This window comes from Streptomyces sp. NPDC052040, from assembly GCF_044548405.1.
Taxonomy (GTDB): domain Bacteria; phylum Actinomycetota; class Actinomycetes; order Streptomycetales; family Streptomycetaceae; genus Streptomyces.
Window position 1 is genome coordinate 1,253,665 of record NZ_JBIUBV010000001.1, and the last position, 17,423, is coordinate 1,271,087.

Below are 17,423 nucleotides of genomic sequence, written 5' to 3' on the forward strand. Positions count from 1 at the left end.
GGCCCCGCGCGGAAGGGCGGTGGCGGGGGCGGCCGGGGTCCCGTCCTGCGGACGCGGCGGAGCAGCCGGTGAACGACGGCACGCGTGACGCGCGCATCTCGGTGATCCTGACCCTGCTCGCGCGGCAGGGAGAGCTTCAGGTCCGTCTGCTGCCCGCGGTCCTCGGCGTATCGGGCCCCACCGTCCGCCGGGACCTGGCGGTGATGGAGGAGAACGGTCTCGTCCGGCGCTCCTACGGGCGGATCGCCGCGGCCCGCCGCAGCGCCGAGCTTCCCGTCGGGCTGCGTCAGTCGCGGAACACCGAGGCGAAACGCCGCATCGGGGTCCTGGCCGCCTCCCTGATTCCGAACGGCCCGCTCACGGTCGCGCTGAGCGGTGGCAGCACGGTCGGCTGTGTCGCCAGGATCCTGGCCGGACGACCGGACCTCACGGTGGTCACCAACGGCCTGGACACGGCCACCTCCCTCACGGCACGCCAGCTGGTGAAGGTCGTGGTCACCGGCGGCACGGCGCGGCCGCTGGCGAACGACCTCGTCGGCAAGGCCGCCGAACGCACGCTGCGCACCTACACGTTCGACTACGCGGTTGTCGGCGCCGACGGCATCAGTCCGGTCGGAGGATTCACCCAGCACAGTGTGAGCGGGGCGAAGGTCGACCGCATCATGCTGGAACAGGCGGAGCACACCATCATCGTGGCCGACAGTTCGAAGCTGGGCCGACTGCACCAGGCGAAGATCGCCGATATCGAGTCCGTGCACACCATGGTCACCGACGCGCACGCCAACGCGGACATGGTCGCGTCGCTCCGCAGACTCGGCCTCAACACCGTCCTGGTCGCCGTGCCGCCGACCGCCGGACCCGGATCCGGACCCGGGCAGCGCCGTACGGGCTGAATGGGCAGGCCGGCCCAGTCACTCGTCGACGGCCCGGATGCGCCGACGCAGTTCTCTGCGGTTGTGCACCCCTGTCTTTCCGAAGATGCTCCGGAGGTGGTACTCGACCGTTTTCACGCTGAGGGTCAGCTCGTCCGCGATCTCCTGATTGGTGTGGCCGAGGCCCACCAGATGGCTCACCTGGCGTTCGCGCGGGGTGAGCAGTTCCAGCTCCTCCACCCGGCCGGGTGCGGGCAGCGCGGCCCGGCGTTCGGCCCGGAACTCGGTGAGGAAGGGACGGGCACCGAGCCGCGTGAAAACTGCTTCCGCCGCGGCGAAGCGCTCCTCCGCGAGGCCGGTCCGGCCCAGCCCGGCGGCGACGCGTCCGTAGGCGGTGTCCACCAGAGCGCGGAGCAGGGGAATGTCCCGGCCGGGCGGGAGGGCGCGGACCGCTTCCTCGTATCGGCGCGCGGCATCCTCGCGGTCGCCCGCGGCCTCCGCCAGACGGCCGCGCAGCCATGCGTCCGCGACGGCCGGCAAGGGGTTCGCGGCGCCCGTCACGGCGCGCAGGGCGTCCAGGGCGGTGCGCGCCAGGTCGGCCAGCCCGCACACGATGAGCGACTCGGCCAGGAAGGGGAGCCATCCCGTGGCGACGACGCGTACGCGTTCCGAGTGGTCGGAGAGTTCGGCCACGGACTGAAGAGCGGTGACGACCCCGCGGTGGTCTCCTCGCGCCCGGGCGCCCATGGCCCGGGCCATGGCGGTGTTGTACAGCGGCCCGGCGAAGTCCAGGTGTGTGGCCAGCTCCTGAGTCTGCGTCAGGCAGGCTTCGGCCACAGCCTCGTTGCCCCGGAACGCTTCGAGGACGGAACGCAGGGACCACAGCGCGGCCATGTCGAAGCGGCGGCCCTGCTCGTCGTCGAGGGCGGCCTCGATCCCGTCGATCGCCCGGTCCCAATCGCCGTTCAGCAGACGGCACATGGCCAGATGCAGTGCGGCGCCGACACCGAAGAGACGGGCGCCGCCGGTCCGGCCGCGGACCAGGGCCATGGTGAGATCGGTCGTCGCGGCCGCCGTCCGGCCGTCCGCGAGCCGCAGGATGCCGCGTACGGTGAGGCAGGCAACGTCGTCCTCGCCGATCCCGTCCGCCTCCTCGGGGAGGTCCGCCAGCCGCGCGAGGCCGCTGTGCGCACCGTGCTGAAGCGCGGCTCCGTACGCGATCAGGGCTTCGGCCGACCGGTCCGTGCCCGGCGGGACGACGATGTCCGGGGCCCCGCACGGCGTAGGGGCGGCGGCGCGGTCTTCGGCGTGGCCGTCGGTGCGGTTGTCGGTGGGGTTGTCGGCGCGGGGCGTGGCGCGGGTGGTGTTCGCGGCCGCCGTGGCGTCCGCCGCCCTGTTCGCCGCCCCGTCCCTCGCGCCGTCCGCCGTACCTTCCCTCGTTCCGTCCGCCGTCGTGGCCGTCGTTTCGTTCCGGCGGAGGAGGGACAGTGCCTGTCCGGCACGGCTCGCGGCGGCCTCGCCCTGTCCCAGGATCGCGTGCACCATGGCCACTTCGGCGAGGACCACGGCGCTCTGGCCCGGGTGCCCGGTGCGCAGGGACTGGTGTGCCCGGTCCAGCAGACGTCGAGCGGAGTTGAGCCGGCCCGAGGCGAATTCGGTCAGCCCGAGTGCCTCGTCCCGCCAGGGGCACGGGCCGCAGGCGGCCACGGCGTCGGCATGGTGGGCCGCCTCGGTGTCGGCACCGGCCCAGAACAGCAGCCGGACCGCGCCAAAGAGCAGATGGCCTGAGAAATGCCCGTCAGTACAAGGCAGTTGAGCCGCCGACGACAGCAGCCGCGCGGCGGGCAGCAGGCGTCCCTCGGCGACCTCCTCCTCGACCACGCGCAGCAGGTCCGCCGCCAGCCCGCGGTCCAGGGTGCCCGCGGTCGCCACCCGGTGCGTCAGGCTCTGCCTCCGGTCGACGGCGCCGGCCGCGGCCCGGTGCAGCAGGTGACGGCGGGCGGAGGGCAGGGCGGCGTACAGGGCGTCGCGGAACGCGGAGTGCCTGATCGCCACCGTGGGCACGGGACCGTAGGTCCGGGTGATGAGTTCCTCGTCCACCAGCGGGTCCAGCGCGGTGGCGTGGTCGGGCACACCGAGTACCCGGCCGAGCGTGGGTACGGACGCCGAGCCGCCGAGAACGGCCAGGGCGTTCAGCGCCTCCGCGCTCGCCAGGGGGAGTCCCCGCAGCTGACGTTGCACCACGGTCGCGGGAAGCGTCGGCGTCCAGGAGCGCTCGGGCGGGTTCACCGCGTGCGGACTGCCGAGCAGTCCACTGAGATACAGCGGGTGGCGCCCCGAGTGACGCAGCAACTGCCGGGTGAGGGTGCGGTCGGTGGTGCCGCCGAGGGTCTTCGCCACCAGGTCGGCCGCCGCGCCGTCGTCCAGTTCCGTCAGGTCGATCGTGGCGACGGGGTGTCCCGTGTGCAGCGCCCGAAGTGTCTCCTCGTCCCAGGACCGCGTACGCCGCGCCGCCAGCACCACACAGAGGCGGACTCCCTCATGTGCGGCCTCCACCAGCGCGCACAGGCTGGGCCCGTCCGCCCACTGGGCATCGTCCACAAACAGTGCGAGGGGCCCCGCGGCGGGGGAGTCCACCAGTCTGCGCAGCGTGTGCGGAGCGGCCGGGGGAGGCGGGGTCGAGGCCGCGGCGCCCGCGTCCCCCGGTGTGCGGCGGCCCTGTGCGGGGACGACTGCCGGGCGCAGCAGCCGGGAGAGACAGTCGAAGGCGGCCTCGCTCGTCATGGGGGTCGCCGTGGTGGTCAGCACCGTGAAGTCCCTCAGCCCGGAGAGGAAGCGGCGTACCAGCGCGGTCTTTCCGATGCCGGGCGCACCCCGGACGAGGACCACCGCGCCCGTTCCGGCTCTGGCCCGCTCGGCCGCGGCGCGCAGTCTGCGCAGTTCGCCCGGGCGACCGGTGAACGTGTCCACGAGGTCCCCACTGTCGTGCTCCGACTGGTGTCTTGGTGCTCTCATCGACTAGGGCCTCTCGTGTGGATCAGGCCGGGCTCGCGGGCCCTGGTGCCGCGCCTCGCGGTGTTGTCGTCGGTTGCCATGGCTCCGCCATGACGCCCTCCTCCGCCTTGCGACGCACGGCACCAGACCCCGCTCCCTGACCCGGCCCGATCCCAACGAAAGACCCTAGCCGCCGTGGTGCCCTTCCGCCCGCGCCATGGCCCATGGTCCGCGCGCTCGGGCAGGGCACCTCCCGGCACAGCGGAACGAGGGATTGGGACCACCCGCCGAGGCGACCCACCGCCCGGAGGGCCAGCGTAGGCCACCGTGCCCGGTGCACGACCCTGGTGGACGACCGGGGAAAATCATCGATACTCTCCGGCTCCGGGCCCGGCACAGAGGCCGCTTCCGTGCGGCCGGACGCCACCCGGGGCGTATCTGCGAAGGCGCCCTCGCTGCACGGGGGTTGCTGTCCCTTGGCCCGGTGACCCGCAGCTCACCGAGTGACCCGTGGACTGTGCCGGGCGACCCCCTGGAGACCGGTGGAGCGGGCCGCCCCCGGCGAAGTGCTCATCTGCCGTGATCGTTTCCCGAGGCGCCGAAAGCACCGGATCCGGCCGCCCGCGGAACGGCTCGGGCGTCGGTGCACCGACGGTCGGGGCGGCGGCCGTCGGTGCACCGACGCCCGACAGCCCGGGAGGCGCAGGGCGAGGCGCACCGCGACCGGCTCTTTCCCTCCCCGCTCCGGGCGTCCGGCGCGTGTCTTCCCGGGCGCCCGCAAGGCGGCGCGCCCGATGATGACGGGCGTGGTGTGGAGGTTCCGTGCCGATTGACGGGCTCTCACGGCGCGCCACAGACTCGGTCCGCATCCGAGAGCGCCTCCCTTCGCCGGGGCGACTCGATCCCGGCGGTCGCCGCCCGAGCCGGCGCACAACTGCCGCCCGCCACAACGGACTTCAACGTCAGGAGAACACCATGCGCAGCATGACGCGCAGCAGCGCCGCACACCTGGGACGGCGGTTAGTCGCGGGAGTCGCCGTCGGAGGTCTGTCCGTCGTGGTCGGCGCACCCGCGGCGAACGCGGCGACGGCTCCGGACACTGCCCGGGCGGCCGGGGTCCGTCCGGCGGCGAGTCAGTCCACGGTCGACCTCGGCTCCTGGATGGAGCAGATGCAGGGGACCATCGGTGACCGGCCGTTGAACCGTATCGTCATGCCGGGCAGCCATGACGCCGGTACGGCGGGCATCACCAAGGACAGCGGCATCTGCGACCTGGGCGACACCGCCTCCACCGCGAAGAAGAACCGCTCCGTCGCGGCCAGCATGTCGAAGAGTCAGAGCGGGTCCCTGATCGAGCAACTCGACGGCGGATCACGGTACTTGGACCTGCGTCTGTGCGAGCAGGGCGGCACGTGGTACCTCTACCACGGCGGACCGATGGGCCGACAGTTCTTCGACTCCTGGGACGCCTCGGGCCATCGCGTCAAGGGCGAGGTGTCCGAGCTGGGCGACTGGATCCACCAGCACAAGAAGGAGATCGTGATCATCCGGCTCCAGGCCGTGGCGCCGTCCGCCACCGCCAGGGAGGACATCCGTGCGGCCATCTCGGAGCTGGGCGGTGTGATCGACGGCAGCCGACTGGACAACCCCGAGATCGCGGACGGCTCCCTGAGCCCCACCTCGACGTACAACCAGTTCATGGCCGCAGGCAAGCACATCGTCGTCATCGACGACACCAACAGCACGTCGTACCCGTGGGCCTGGGGGCCCGGGTCGCAGTCCTTCCGCGGCAGCTATGTGGAGGTCTCGCACGACGCGTGGGACGTCGCGAAGAGCTGGCTGGACCCGGACCAGGCACAGAAGAACCGTGATGCGGTGATCAACCGGGCGGGTCAGGTGTTCGCCAAGGCGCCGGGCGGGGACGCCGACAAGTTCTTCGTCCTGGAGGGCATCGTCGACCCGACGAACTCCATCCCCGACGCGGCCATCACCTGGTTCCTGGCACAGCTCAAGCTCCTCCCGGCGGCCGTCGCCGACACCATGCTCCTCAACCTGGAACACAAGCTGAACAAGCAGCTCCTGGACAGGTTCCGCGGCGACTGGAACACCTCCAACGTCAGCGACAACATGAACATCATCATGACCGACGACGTCAACCAGAACTCGGACGGCGTCGGCGCGGGCGAGCTGCAACGGGAGATCATCTCCAAGAACCTGCCGACCGTCCCGGTCACCCCGCACACCTTCTACGGCACCAGCCGCAGGAGCGACGGCTCCTGGACCGGGCAGACGGCGCTGTCCGGCGCCGGTGACGCCTTCCGGTTCCAGGGCTCCCGCGAGTCCGTGGCGGCGATGCCGGACGGCAGCGCCCAGGTCGTGGGCATCGGCAACGACGGCAACATCTGGCACACCATCCGCCGTGCCGACGGATCCTGGCAGGGCTGGAACATCCTGCCTGCTGCCGACAACAGGAACCCGGGCTTCGCCGCCACCGACACGGCCATCACCGGGATGCCGGACGGTGACGCCCAGATCGTCGCCGTAGGCAAGGACGGCTACGCCTACCACACCATCCGCCGTGCGGACGGCTCCTGGCAGGGCTGGGCCGCCATGGCCGGGACCGACAACGGCCTGGTCAAGGCGTCCAGGGTGGCGCTGGCGGGTATGCCCGACGGTTCCACGCAGGTGCTGCTGTTCGGCGCCGACGGCAGGATGCGGCTGGGAACGCGGGCGGCCAACGGTTCCTGGACCCCGTGGTCGGTCGTCAAGGGCGTCAACGCGGCCGACTTCCAGGGCCATGGGCCGGCGATCGCCGCCCTGCCCGATGGGGACAGTCAGATTGCGGCGATCGGCAACGACGGCAACATCTGGGTGACGACGCACCGTGCCGATGGATCCTGGGCGGACTGGTTCACGCCTCGGGGAGTGTCGACACAGGCGATGGGCGCGACTGCCGTGGCCCTCACCGGCATGCCCGACGGAACCAGCCAGATACTGGCCGTCGGACTGGACGGCAATGTCTACCACAGCGTCCGCGGCAGCGACGGCTTCGCGCCGTTCCGCCCTCTCGGGGGACTCCGAGGCGCCGCCGCCTTCCCGGGGGACCAGGTGAGCATCGCAGGCATGCCCGACGGTTCCGCCCAGGTACTGCTGACCTCGCGCTGACCGCCCCGCCTCCGGCGGATTCCCGCTGCCTTGCCCCACCCCGGCGCGCTCCCGCTGTGCCGTCCCGGCCCGCCGCCCTCACCGGGCGGCGGGCCGTCGTGCGAACCGGGTGGCGGCCATGGTGCGGACCGGGCGGCGGGACATGGTGCGGACCGCGAGGGGGGGAGGGAGGGGGGCCGCTACAGGTGCTTGAGGAACCAGTCGAGGGCGGCGCCGCTGGTCTCGTCGAGGTTCTTCGCGTATGCGTCGAAGTGGCCGCCGTCGTACCGGACCAGCTTCTTCGGCTCGCCCGCGGTCTCGAACGCGGCCTCGGCGAACTCATGCGGGGTGATCACATCGTGCTCGGCGACGATCATGAGCAGGGGAGTGGGTGCCACCCGCGGAACCCAGACACCCGGCTCGTACAGCTGGGCCTTGAGCGTCGAACGCAGTGTGACCCGCCGGTCGTCCTCCACTCCCTCCGGGGTGGGAAACCGCTCGTTGAAGTCCTCGATCTCCTGGGAGTGGTACACCGCGAGGGTGCCGGGGTCGGGACTGTTGATGGGCTGGGTGCCGGGTTCGCCGTCGAGCTGTGCGCGGTCGTCGTCCGCCAGCAGCCCGGCCATGGCCGCGCGCTTCTCGACCGGTACCCGCCGCAGGCTCTGCTCGTAGCCGCTGATCGTGGCGACCTGGGAGACGACCGCCTTGATCCGCCGGTCGCTCGCGCCGAGAACGAGGGAGTGGCCTCCGGCGTAACTGGAGCCCCACACGCCGATCCGCCCGGGATCGACTCCTTCCAGAGTGGTGATGAAGGAGATGACACGTCGCCAGTCGTGCAGCTGCCGCCACGGATCGATGTCCCGCCTCGGCTGCCCGCCGCTCAGGCCGAACCCGCGGTGGTCGTGGATCACCACGGCGAAACCGGCCGCGACGAACCGCTGGGCATAGCCGTCGAGTCCGTGGTACTTCAGGCCGGCGAAACCGTGGGCCATGCTGATCACGGGCACGGGCACGGGCACGGGCGCGGGCGCGGGCGCGGGAGCGGACGCGGATGCCTCGGCGGGACGGTACAGCCAGGTGTGCAGGTCGATCCCGTCGTCGACGGGCACGTAGATCTCTTCAGGGGTTGTGACCATGCCGCTGCTCCACCTTCACGATTCATGGAACCGACTGGATTGGAAATTCGGAGCCAGGCTATCCGCCGACTTGGAGAAGTCAAGGCAGCGGGGTGTGTGAGGTGGGGTGCGAGGTGGGGGCGTCTGGGTGCGACGGAAGGCCCCGGCCGTGGCGGGGGTGCCATGGCCGGGGCCTGGGGGTAGACGCAGCGGGGCCGATCACCGGTCCTCCCGGTGATCGGCCCCGCAGTGATCAGATCTGGCTGGGTGACGCGCCGGGGCCGGGGACGGTGATGACGTCCTCAAGGGCGACAGGTGCCCCCTCGGAGTCGACGAACGTCAACTGGACGGGCTCGTTCGTCTGCCGGTGCCGCAGGAGCGCCGGAGGTCCCGCCGCGTCGGCGAGGTGCTTGTCGCCCCAGGTCATCAGTGCGGCGATCACGAGGCCGAGCTCACGGCCCGCCTGGGTCAGGTGGTATGCCTGGCGCTCGCGGGAACCGCTGTCGCGGTAGGGCTGCTTCTCCAGTACACCGGCGGTGACCAGGCTCTCCAGGCGCTGCGCCAGCACATCGCTCGAAATCGTCAGAGCGTCCTGGAACTCGCTGAACTTGGTGCGGCCCTTCAGTGCCTCGCGGACCACGAGCAGGGTCCACCGCTGGCCCAGCACCCCGAGGCTCCGCGCTATTGAGCAAGCCCCTCCTGCTTCGAGTGAACCTCGTTTCGCCATGGGTCCGAGATTACCACTTGGCTTCGTCTGTCCCAGTCAGCCTCCGAGCGGCTGGATCAAGGATCCGTTCGCTCATGGGGTGGCGTCCCCTCTGGGTTGACTTTTCGGAGTCAGCGTGGAACCTTGCTCCGCGAAGGGTGACTCTGAAAAGCAGAGTCACCCCCTGCCGACAGCCGGATCAATCAGTGCAAAGCCAATGGAGGTACCGCTGTGGCGAGTGCAACCGCTCTCTCCTACGACGTTCTCGTACTGGACGGGAAGCCCCGGAAGTCCGAACTCCGGATGCCGGACGGCGGCCCGCTCATGTCGTCGCCGCTGTCCGTCACCCTGATCCACGGTGAGCGCGATGCCGTGCTGGTCGACCCGCCGTTCACCTACGACCAGATCCAGGAGGTGGGGGACTGGGTCGAGCGGTCGGGCAAGCGGCTGGCGTACATCTACATCACGCACGGTCACGGCGACCACTGGTTCGGCACCGCCGAACTGGTCAAGCGGTTCTCCGGTGCGAAGGTCTACGCCACGCCCGGCACCATCGGGGTGATGGAGCGGGCGGTGCAGACCCGCCAGCAGATGTTCGACGACTACTTCCCCGGCCAGATCCCCGAGTCGCCGGTCCTGGCCGAGCCGATACCGGCCGAGGGCATTTGCCTGGAGGGCCATCCCGTCCGGCCCATGGAGGTCGGGCACACCGACACCGACGAGACCACCGTGCTGCATGTGCCGTCGATCGGCCTGGTGGTGGCCGGTGACGCCGTCTACAACGGTGTGCACCAGATGCTGATGGAGAGTGCGGGCGGCGGCCTGGACGAGTGGCTGGAGGCGCTCGACCGGATCGAGGCGCTCCGGCCGACCGCGGTCGTGGCCGGTCACAAGAACCGCGAGCTGCCCGACGACCCGGCCATCATCGGCCGGACCCGCGCCTACCTTCAGGATGCGGCCCGGCTGCTGAAGACCCACAGCGACCCGGCCCCGTACTACGAGGCGATGCTCGGCCTCTACCCCGATCACCTCAACCGAAGCCCGCTCTGGTACTCCGCGGCCGCTCTTCTGGGCCGGTGATCCCCCTTGCGGAGCGTGAGGGACATGTCCGTTGACCGGCTCGCCGCCACGCGCACCGAAGTGACGCACTGGTTCTTCGAGGACTATCTGCCGCGCTGGGCCGCCGTGGCCGCCGGAGAATCCACCGAGGGGCCGGAGTTCATCCTCGCCTACTGGGGAACTCCCCTGCATGTCACGGCGTTTGAACAGTCGTTCTGGTGCCTCGACGACGCCAGTGTGCTGCGCTTTCTGGAACTCAATCATGCCCCGCTGCGCGAATCGGGGTACAGCCACACCGTGGTGCCCGACCGCCGCGTGATCGTCTACAACGCCGTGGGCGCCTCCATCGAGGTGATCTGGTCACGCCGCCGGGCCGACGAGAGCGAGGTCCAGCGCTGGGCCGTGCACTTCAGTGTCGCCAAGTCCGAGCGGGGCTGGCGGGTCGTGGCCATCCACGCCACGGAGACCAACGCGGACGTGGACCACGACAGCCTCGCCGAGGTCTGGTCCCATGACGCGGCAGCGCGGGCAGAGAGCCGTGGGTGAGTGCGCCTGCCTGCCGCCGGTCTCCCCAGGAGCGGATGCGGATGCCAGCCGCGTGTCGCCGGGGTCGCGATCATAGGGGAAGGAGCGCGTCCCCTGTGGGGGAAGGGGACGCGCTCCTGGTCGGGGTGTTCCGGCGACGGTGTTCCTAGCGTTGGAAGTCGCCGTAGGGCGTCCACCATTTCTGGTTGGTGCCGCCCCAGCAGTTGCTGATGGCCAGCAGGCCCCGGGTGTCCGGCTTGACGGAGCCGCCCGTGACCGTGAGACACAGTCCCGATGCCGGGTTGTAGAGGTTCCCCCAGCGGCCGAGGACCCATTGCTGATTGGTCCCTCCGTTGCAGGTGTAGATGATCACCTTGGCGCCGTCCGTGGTGGCGCCGTTCGCCACGTCCAGGCACATGCCGTTCACCCGGAGGGTGTTGTCCAGGCCGATGGTCCAGTCCTGGGCCTCGGTCCCGTTGCACGAGGAGAGCTGGGGTTCCGCGGGGGAGGCCTTGGTGTCGTCGTAGTCGTCCAGACACAGGCCGTTCTGGTTCTCGACCTTCAGTGTGGAATGAATCGGTGCCTTCGGTGTGAGGCGCGCATCGACGTTCTTCACCGAAGCGGTCGTCGAGCTTCCTACGTTGCTGCTGACGACCTGTATGCCCCGCAGGGTGAACTGGGACTTGTCCATCCTGTTCCCCGGATTGAGGTACGCGGCATACTTGTCGAACAGTGCGCTGATGTCGTCGTTGACGGGGGTCCAGTTCGACGAGTCGGACAGCAGTTGCGGTGCGCGGACCATGACCCGGCAGCCCCATTGCGCATCGCAGGTGTTCGTCTTTTCGTCGAGTGTCTCCCACTGGATGCCATGTGAGTCGACCGGCTGGAACGTCCCCGGGTCGTAGTGGACGATCGAGAGCACATCCGGGAGGGCGGAGCCGTGCTCGGGGTCTTCGAAGATGAAGTCCGTGGTGAGAATCGCCCGATGCTGAGCGCAGGAGAAGTCGCCCTGCTTCTGAATCTGCGCGTCGTACGAGACGTTCACCTGTCCGTCGCCCAGGGCGAGCCTCTTGCGGTCGGGGCCGAACCGCAGATGCGTGCCCTGGTAGGTGTAGCTGACGTTGGTCTCGTGGACAGCGCAGTCGCCGATGGCGCTGTTCCGCATGGTGACCGCCGCGGGGTCGGACTGCGACGTGAACGAGTAGCCGGGAGTCCTGCCCCAGTCGGAGCCGTTCCAGGTGCGCGTTCCCATGTCCCAGGTGGGCCGGTCGGCGGGGTCACGCTGGAATTCCTTGGTCGCCCCGAACACATCGCAGCCAGACGTGTTTTCATGCGCCGGATCGCTGTTGTTTCCGTCCGGGGCTCCTTCTACGAGCCTTCCGTAGCAAGAGTGCGACGGGCCGGGATCGTAAAGGAGCGAGTAGGAGCCGGAGCTGGATTCGGCTTCGAATCCGGAGTCTGAGGCCGCTGCTGGAGTCATTGGCCATAAGGCCGGCCCGAACAGGGAGAGAGCGGCGAGGAGCAGGAGGAAGACCCTGCGTGGTGGGGCCGGAGTGATCTTCATCGGATAACGGCGTTCCTTGGGCTAGGCGTTGCGGAGCTGTCTAGCTCTGCGCCGCGAACGCCGTCAAGGCGCCGATGTCCGGGGGAGCGAGGGTCTCACGTCCGGCGTGGAGCGGCGGCGCGGCACGACGCGCACACCCCCGGGCGGCTGTTTCGGCCGCTGCCACCGCACTCCGCACCCGGAATCCGTGTCGGATGCCGAGGCGCCAACGGCCGCACCACGCCCCGCCGGTGCGGGCTGGAACGCTCACCTTGGTTGCGCATTTGCGGAAGCGGTCTGAGGCAGGTGGGCACGCGCATCTCCGGGACCCCGGCCGCCCTCCTCAGGTGTAGGGGGTGGCGGGCGGCCGTATCCCCATAGGGAGCTGGCCCCATATTCCGTAGCCGTAGACCAGTTCTGCCGTCAGCATCTGGGCGGGGTCGTCGCGGGGTTCCACCAGCACGACGGGGTCGCCCTCCTGGGCCGGGCAGTGCAGGACGAGACCGGACTGCTTCGCGGTGACCCGGAGGGCCGGGGCGATGAATTCCTCCCCGTCCCCGTCCCCGTCTCCGTCGCCCTCGTCCGGGCTCGACGGCTCCTGGTCCACTCGGTGGTAGCCACCGTCGCGGTACTCCTCGATCAGGAACTTCTGCGCGTCGCCGTGGCCGGGCTCGCACTGCACCACGCCCGAACCGACGCTGTCCCCGGCCACTTGTACGGCCTTGCCGGAGTGGTGGAGGAGTATGCGGTGGAACCCCTCGCCGTCCGGCTCCAGCAGGAACCGGCAGGCGGAGGTGTGGTCGCGCTGCGCCATCGCCACCAGCGGTGCGCCTTCGCCTCTGCCGCGATCCAGTGGGACCGGGGCCTCGGCGGGGCGGTGGCCGGTGGCCGCCACGGCTTCGCTGACGTCCGACAGGCCACGCTCGGGGCACAGCGCGCGCACGATCTCCTCGGTCAGCGGCCGCCGTGCCAGTACGTGCCGGATGGCGTCGGCCCGACGGAACGACCCGTTCTCCTGGCCGAAGGAGCCGGGCAGCCAGAGATTGCCGGGGGAGGGGTCGATCAGGTCGGCGAGGCAGAACAGCGACCGGTCGTCGTACGGGAAGGGCTCCTCAGGCAGCCGGGTCGCACTCCAGGCGGTGTCGCCGGGCAGCCGCCACATCGCCGATGAGAGCGTCCACCAGACCTCCCCCTCGTCCCCGTGCCGCGCCATGGCGACAAGATGCGGCACCAGTTGCTCCGGGAGCTGGCCGACCAGGAAGTCCACCCCTTCCTCGTAGGCCGACTCGTCCACGTCCCATATCCACACCAGCGTGCCGTCGGTGCCGTGATGGACGCCGATGGCACGGGACTCATGCCGAATCGACAGCCGCCCCCCGTCGCCGGAAGGCGTGAAGACATAGTCCTCCCCGAACTGATCAGGGCAGATGGCGCTCAGCGCGGCAAGCGCCCGACAGCGATCGAGCAGCACCGGCACCTCGGGCATCCGCACGGCGGCTTGGGTAATCGACATGGCCCCAGCACACCACACGGGTCTGACAGCACCCCCCGCCGCGTGGCGAGCCCTTACCAGCTGCTCTTGGTCACGCCCGGAAGCTCACCCGCGTGTGCCATCTCCCTTACGCGGATGCGGGACAGGCCGAAGGCGCGCAGATGGCCGCGGGGGCGGCCGTCCACGGAATCGCGGTTGCGCAGGCGGGTGGCGCTGGCGTCGCGGGGTTGGCGGCGCAGTTCCCTCTGAGCGGCGGCGCGTTCGTCGTCCGATGTCCGCGAAGACGAGATGATCGCCTTCAGCACCGCGCGGCGGGCGGCATATCGGGCCACGACAAGCCGCCGCCGTTCATTCTTCGCGATCTTGCTCTTCTTCGCCATCAGACCTTCCCCCCTTGTGCGCGGATGCGGGCCACTGCGGCCTCGATGCCGATCACGTCGACCGTCTTGATGCCCTTGACGGAGAGGGTGAGCCGTACGTGGCGGCCCTCGCTCGGCAGCCAGTAGCGCTTGCGCTGGACATTCGGATCGAAGCGGCGGCTGGTGCGGCGGTGGGAGTGGGAGACGCGATGGCCGAAGCCGGGTTGGCGGCCGGTGGGTTGGCAGTGTGCGGGCATGGTGTTCCTCCTCGGTGATGGCATCAACTGCGCAGCACAATAACAGGTAAATGAAAATGAAAACCACTCTCGCATATGGTGCTGTTCATGGCCCGCAACGAACTGCGTCCGATCATCAAGCTGAGGTCCACCGCCGGCACCGGCTACACCTACGTGACCCGCAAGAACCGCCGCAACGACCTCGACCGTCCGACCCTGCGCAAGTACGACCCGGTCGTCGGCCGCCACGTCGACTTCCGTGAGGAGCGCTGAGAGCCGTGAAGCCCGGAATCCACCCCGCCTACCGCCCGGTCTTCTTCCGCGACCGGGCCGCCCACTTCGCCTTCCTGACCCGGTCGACAGCCACCAGTGACAGGACCGTCGAGTGGGAGGACGGCAATGTCTACCCGGTCATCGATGTCGAGATCTCCTGGCGAGTCACTCCTTCTCCACCGGAACCCAGCGGGTTCTGGACACCGCGGGACGGGTCGAGCGCTTCGAACGGCGATATGGGCGCCGCCGGAGCGCGCCGTGAACGGGCGGCGTCGGACCCGGTTGCCCGTCGCCCTCGTGGCCGGACTGCACGCCGACGCTCGCCGGGCCGCGGTCGAGGAGATCCTGTGCACGGTCCCCGGCTCGGTCGCGCTGCACCATGACCTCACGACCGCCGTCGACGGCACCGTGCGCCGGACCGTACGCGACGCGGACACCCTGCTGAGCAGCGGTGACGTACCCCGGTCAACGACTGCGCGTGCTGCGCACTCCGCGAGGACCTCGTCCCCGAACTTCTGCGGCTCGCCGAAGAGGGGCGCCGGGGGCTGGCCGTCGTGGAGCTGTGGGACTCGGTCGAGCCCCAGGCCATGGCCCAGGTCGTCGCTGCCGCGGGCGGTCCGCTGACGCTGACCGGCGTCGCCACCGTGGTGGACCCGGCACTTGTTCTGCCGTATCTGTCCCATGGGGACGACTTCGCAGACGCCGGTCTTGCCGCCGCCTCCACCGACCGGCGCACGATCGCCGACACCTTTGCCCGGCAGGTGGAGTACCCCACGGTGATCGCCTGCATGGAGGAGACCTGTCCGGGGGAGTGTGGCGGCGGCGCCGATGACACCGACCGCGCCCTGCTTGCCCGGCCTGCGGAGCGCTGCCTTGCCGCCTCCATGGACTGGCACGCGGAACTCGGTGACCGCTGCCAGTACCTCACCTTCACCTCACCCGGCCTGGACCGTGAGGTCCTGGCGTCCCTGCTCGACTCCTGCCTGCTCACGGACGAGGAGTATGCGGCGGGCAGGGACCACTGGCGGGAACTCCCCTGCCCCTTCAGCGACTTGCTCGATCCGGTGACCCGAGCGCGGGATTGGGAGCGTGGGCCGTGACGTCGTGACCGCGACGGATGGGATGACACACCGTCAATGGTGCGTGTGACGGGCGTTTTCGAGGCCCCTGTCAGGCCGCCTCACCCACCTCCGTGGAGGTGCGGGTGGGGCGGCATCGCACCACTCGACGGCTCGACAGGCCGGACCGGCAGGCGGCCCCGGCAGGGCGGACCTCAGGGCAGCAGGACGATCTTGCCCCGGCTGCGGCCGCCCTCGATGTCGGTGTGGGCCTGGGCGGCCTCCGCCAATGGGTAGGTCCGCCACACCGGGACCTCCAGCTTCCCGGCGGCGATCAGCTCGGCGAGCTGTGGCAGTGCCTCGGGGAAGCGGTCCCGGGGGTCCATGCCGGTGAACCGCACACCGTGCTCGACGTAGGACGGATCGGCGATGGTGACGACCCGCCCCGCATCGCCGACCAGGGCCACGGAGTCCCCGAGTACGCCTGCTCCCGAGGCGTCGAACACGGCATCCACGCCACCCGGGGCCGCGGCCGTGACCCGCTCCACCCAGCCCTCGCCGTACCGGACGCCCGTCCCGCCCAGGGCGCCGATCCGCTCGATGTCCCGCTCGGCGGCGGTGCCCACCACGGTGATGCCCCGGGCGACCGCGAGCTGGACCGCGACGGCGCCGACGCTGCCGCCCGCCCCATGGACCAGCAGGGTCTGCCCCGCCGCCATGTCGAGGTGCTCCAACGCCCGGTACGCGGCCTCGCCGACCGTCACCATCCCGGCGGCGGTCTCGAACGGCAGGCCCTTCGGCTTGGCGAACGGCCGGTCGAGCAGCGCGTATGCGCGGTAGCCGCCGGTCGAGGCCACGCCGAACACCTCGTCGCCGAGGGCGAAGCCCGCGTCCGCGCCTGCCGCGTCGACCACGCCCGCGACGTCCCAGCCCGGCACCTCGGGGAAGGCCACCGGAAAGACGTCTCGCATGATGCCCGCCCTGATCCGCGCGTCGATGGGGTTGACCGCGGCCGCCCGCACGCGGATGCGGACCTGGCCCGGCCCCGGCTCCGGCATCGGAACCGTCGAGACGGTGAGGACCTCGGGGCCGCCGTACTCGGAGAAGGTGATCGCAGTGGACATGGGGAACTCCCTGGAGAAGGCATGGAGCACACGCTTGAATCATGCAAGGTGTGTGATTGCCATTCCTGTGTATCACACGTGGTGTGTGATTGCTGGGGTGACCTCAATCACTCGTGATGTATGATTCATGCGGTAGGGTGAGGCGGTGGAGTCCGAGCCCCCTCACCGCCGTCAGCCGGCCCTGAGCAACCCCCGTGTCCAGCGCACCCGCCAGCGCATCCTGGCGGTCGCGCGCGAGCTGCTGCCCGAGGTGGGGCCGACCGGGCTGACGTACGCCCTGCTGGCCGAGAGGGCCGGGGTCACCCGCCAGACGCTCTACCGGCACTGGCCCAGCCGTGCCGCCCTGCTCTTCGACCTCGTCCTCCAGGGCCCCGACCTCGGCGACTATCCCGAGCCCGGAGACGACGTACGCGGTGTCGCAACGGCCTGGCTGAAGAGCCTGCGCTCCGGAGTCGGCGTTCCCGCCGTTCGCACCGCGGTGCTCGCGGTGACCGCCCAGGCCGACCATGACCCGGACAGCGCCCAGGCGCTCGAAGGTATCGGCCGGGACCGCCGTGCCGCCCTCAACAAGCTCCTGGAACCCGCGGGCGTCCAGCTCGACGACGACGCGTACACGCTGCTCTACGGGCCGGTCCTCGCCCGGCTGTTCCTCGACCGGGGCCAGGTCACCGACGAGTTCATCGACGCCGTCGTCACCCAGTGGCTCACCACGCTGCGGCGCACGGGCGTACTGCCGCCGGACGGTGCCGCGGCTGAGGAGTGAGGCCGGGGAGTCGGGCCGGGGAGTGAGGCCGTCCTCGCGGGGCGGCGCGGTGGTGTGACGCAGCCGGTGCTGGCTGCGTTTCCCGGGGTGGCTGTCACCCGGATGACCGGTCCCGGACGCGATATGTGCTCGTCCTTTCCCAGTTCAGGGCGTCTTCGAA

The 17,423-nt window shown here is 70.4% G+C and carries 14 protein-coding genes and 2 pseudogenes; 8 read left to right on the forward strand and 8 right to left on the reverse strand.

The annotated features are described in order from the left end of the window. Positions 1-68: 68 nt before the first annotated feature. Entirely contained in the window at positions 69-893 is an 825-nt protein-coding gene (locus ACIHAA_RS05340) for a DeoR/GlpR family DNA-binding transcription regulator (RefSeq protein WP_399813364.1), read from the forward strand. Between the two features lie 18 nt (positions 894-911). Here the strand turns inward: ACIHAA_RS05340 and ACIHAA_RS05345 are convergent, their stop codons facing one another. Further along, positions 912-3,842, reverse strand: coding sequence for an AAA family ATPase (locus tag ACIHAA_RS05345; RefSeq protein WP_399813367.1), 2,931 nt, complete (start codon positions 3,840-3,842; stop codon positions 912-914). Between the two features lie 1,008 nt (positions 3,843-4,850). Between ACIHAA_RS05345 and ACIHAA_RS05350 the strand changes: the two genes are divergently transcribed. Next, complete coding sequence (locus ACIHAA_RS05350) at positions 4,851-7,031, forward strand: hypothetical protein (protein ID WP_399813370.1); 2,181 nt, start codon at positions 4,851-4,853, stop codon at positions 7,029-7,031. A gap of 179 nt (positions 7,032-7,210) precedes the next feature. On the opposite strand, the gene ACIHAA_RS05355 is transcribed toward ACIHAA_RS05350, so the two are convergent. Next, positions 7,211-8,146, reverse strand: coding sequence for an alpha/beta hydrolase (locus ACIHAA_RS05355; protein ID WP_399813374.1), 936 nt, complete (start codon positions 8,144-8,146; stop codon positions 7,211-7,213). A 232-nt stretch (positions 8,147-8,378) separates the two neighbouring features. Next, positions 8,379-8,792 carry a winged helix-turn-helix transcriptional regulator gene (locus ACIHAA_RS05360; RefSeq protein WP_399813376.1) on the reverse strand — a complete coding sequence of 138 codons (414 nt, stop codon included), beginning with the start codon at positions 8,790-8,792 and terminating at the stop codon, positions 8,379-8,381. 270 nt (positions 8,793-9,062) lie between these two features. Between ACIHAA_RS05360 and ACIHAA_RS05365 the strand changes: the two genes are divergently transcribed. Both ACIHAA_RS05365 and ACIHAA_RS05370 read left to right on the forward strand, forming a co-directional pair. Continuing rightward, positions 9,063-9,911: an MBL fold metallo-hydrolase gene (locus tag ACIHAA_RS05365; protein WP_399813379.1), complete on the forward strand. Its 849-nt coding sequence runs from the start codon at positions 9,063-9,065 to the stop codon at positions 9,909-9,911. 24 nt (positions 9,912-9,935) lie between these two features. Further along, positions 9,936-10,436, forward strand: a complete 501-nt coding sequence (locus tag ACIHAA_RS05370) for a hypothetical protein (RefSeq protein WP_399813383.1) — start codon at positions 9,936-9,938, stop codon at positions 10,434-10,436. Between the two features lie 145 nt (positions 10,437-10,581). Here the strand turns inward: ACIHAA_RS05370 and ACIHAA_RS05375 are convergent, their stop codons facing one another. The 4 genes from ACIHAA_RS05375 to rpmB all read right to left on the reverse strand — a co-directional run bounded on the left by ACIHAA_RS05375 (position 10,582) and on the right by rpmB (position 14,066). Next, positions 10,582-11,724 carry a ricin-type beta-trefoil lectin domain protein gene (locus ACIHAA_RS05375; RefSeq protein WP_399813385.1) on the reverse strand — a complete coding sequence of 381 codons (1,143 nt, stop codon included), beginning with the start codon at positions 11,722-11,724 and terminating at the stop codon, positions 10,582-10,584. A 577-nt stretch (positions 11,725-12,301) separates the two neighbouring features. Then, complete coding sequence (locus ACIHAA_RS05380; RefSeq protein WP_399813388.1) at positions 12,302-13,471, reverse strand: RICIN domain-containing protein; 1,170 nt, start codon at positions 13,469-13,471, stop codon at positions 12,302-12,304. A 53-nt stretch (positions 13,472-13,524) separates the two neighbouring features. Beyond that, on the reverse strand, positions 13,525-13,830 hold the full coding sequence (gene rpsN / locus ACIHAA_RS05385) for a 30S ribosomal protein S14 (protein ID WP_399813391.1): 306 nt from the start codon (positions 13,828-13,830) through the stop codon (positions 13,525-13,527). Further along, the gene (rpmB, locus tag ACIHAA_RS05390; protein ID WP_399813393.1) at positions 13,830-14,066 is read right to left on the reverse strand and encodes a 50S ribosomal protein L28; all 237 of its coding nucleotides are present in this window, start codon (positions 14,064-14,066) and stop codon (positions 13,830-13,832) included. Before rpmB ends, rpsN begins: the two co-directional genes overlap by 1 nt. Positions 14,067-14,153: 87 nt before the next feature. Here rpmB and rpmG point away from each other — a divergent pair, with 87 nt between their 5' ends. The 3 genes and pseudogenes from rpmG (at position 14,154) to ACIHAA_RS05405 (ending at position 15,418) form a co-directional block, all read left to right on the forward strand. Further along, complete coding sequence (gene rpmG, locus ACIHAA_RS05395) at positions 14,154-14,318, forward strand: 50S ribosomal protein L33 (protein ID WP_399813395.1); 165 nt, start codon at positions 14,154-14,156, stop codon at positions 14,316-14,318. Between the two features lie 5 nt (positions 14,319-14,323). Next, positions 14,324-14,580: pseudogene (locus ACIHAA_RS05400) on the forward strand (type B 50S ribosomal protein L31). 20 nt (positions 14,581-14,600) lie between these two features. Then, a pseudogene (locus ACIHAA_RS05405) lies at positions 14,601-15,418 on the forward strand (GTP-binding protein). Between the two features lie 173 nt (positions 15,419-15,591). Here ACIHAA_RS05405 and ACIHAA_RS05410 read toward each other — a convergent pair. Continuing rightward, on the reverse strand, positions 15,592-16,500 hold the full coding sequence (locus ACIHAA_RS05410; protein WP_399813398.1) for an NADP-dependent oxidoreductase: 909 nt from the start codon (positions 16,498-16,500) through the stop codon (positions 15,592-15,594). A gap of 145 nt (positions 16,501-16,645) precedes the next feature. Between ACIHAA_RS05410 and ACIHAA_RS05415 the strand changes: the two genes are divergently transcribed. Continuing rightward, positions 16,646-17,263 carry a TetR/AcrR family transcriptional regulator gene (locus ACIHAA_RS05415; RefSeq protein ID WP_399813400.1) on the forward strand — a complete coding sequence of 206 codons (618 nt, stop codon included), beginning with the start codon at positions 16,646-16,648 and terminating at the stop codon, positions 17,261-17,263. Positions 17,264-17,423 lie beyond the last annotated feature (160 nt).

Coding starts and splice junctions, on each gene's coding strand:
- rpsN (WP_399813391.1), bottom strand. CDS start 13,830: ATGGCGAAGAAGAGCAAGATCGCGAAGAATGAACGGCGGCGGCTTGTC.
- ACIHAA_RS05355 (WP_399813374.1), bottom strand. CDS start 8,146: ATGGTCACAACCCCTGAAGAGATCTACGTGCCCGTCGACGACGGGATC.
- rpmG (WP_399813395.1), top strand. CDS start 14,154: ATGGCCCGCAACGAACTGCGTCCGATCATCAAGCTGAGGTCCACCGCC.
- ACIHAA_RS05380 (WP_399813388.1), bottom strand. CDS start 13,471: ATGTCGATTACCCAAGCCGCCGTGCGGATGCCCGAGGTGCCGGTGCTG.
- ACIHAA_RS05410 (WP_399813398.1), bottom strand. CDS start 16,500: ATGTCCACTGCGATCACCTTCTCCGAGTACGGCGGCCCCGAGGTCCTC.
- ACIHAA_RS05350 (WP_399813370.1), top strand. CDS start 4,851: ATGACGCGCAGCAGCGCCGCACACCTGGGACGGCGGTTAGTCGCGGGA.
- rpmB (WP_399813393.1), bottom strand. CDS start 14,066: ATGCCCGCACACTGCCAACCCACCGGCCGCCAACCCGGCTTCGGCCAT.
- ACIHAA_RS05370 (WP_399813383.1), top strand. CDS start 9,936: ATGTCCGTTGACCGGCTCGCCGCCACGCGCACCGAAGTGACGCACTGG.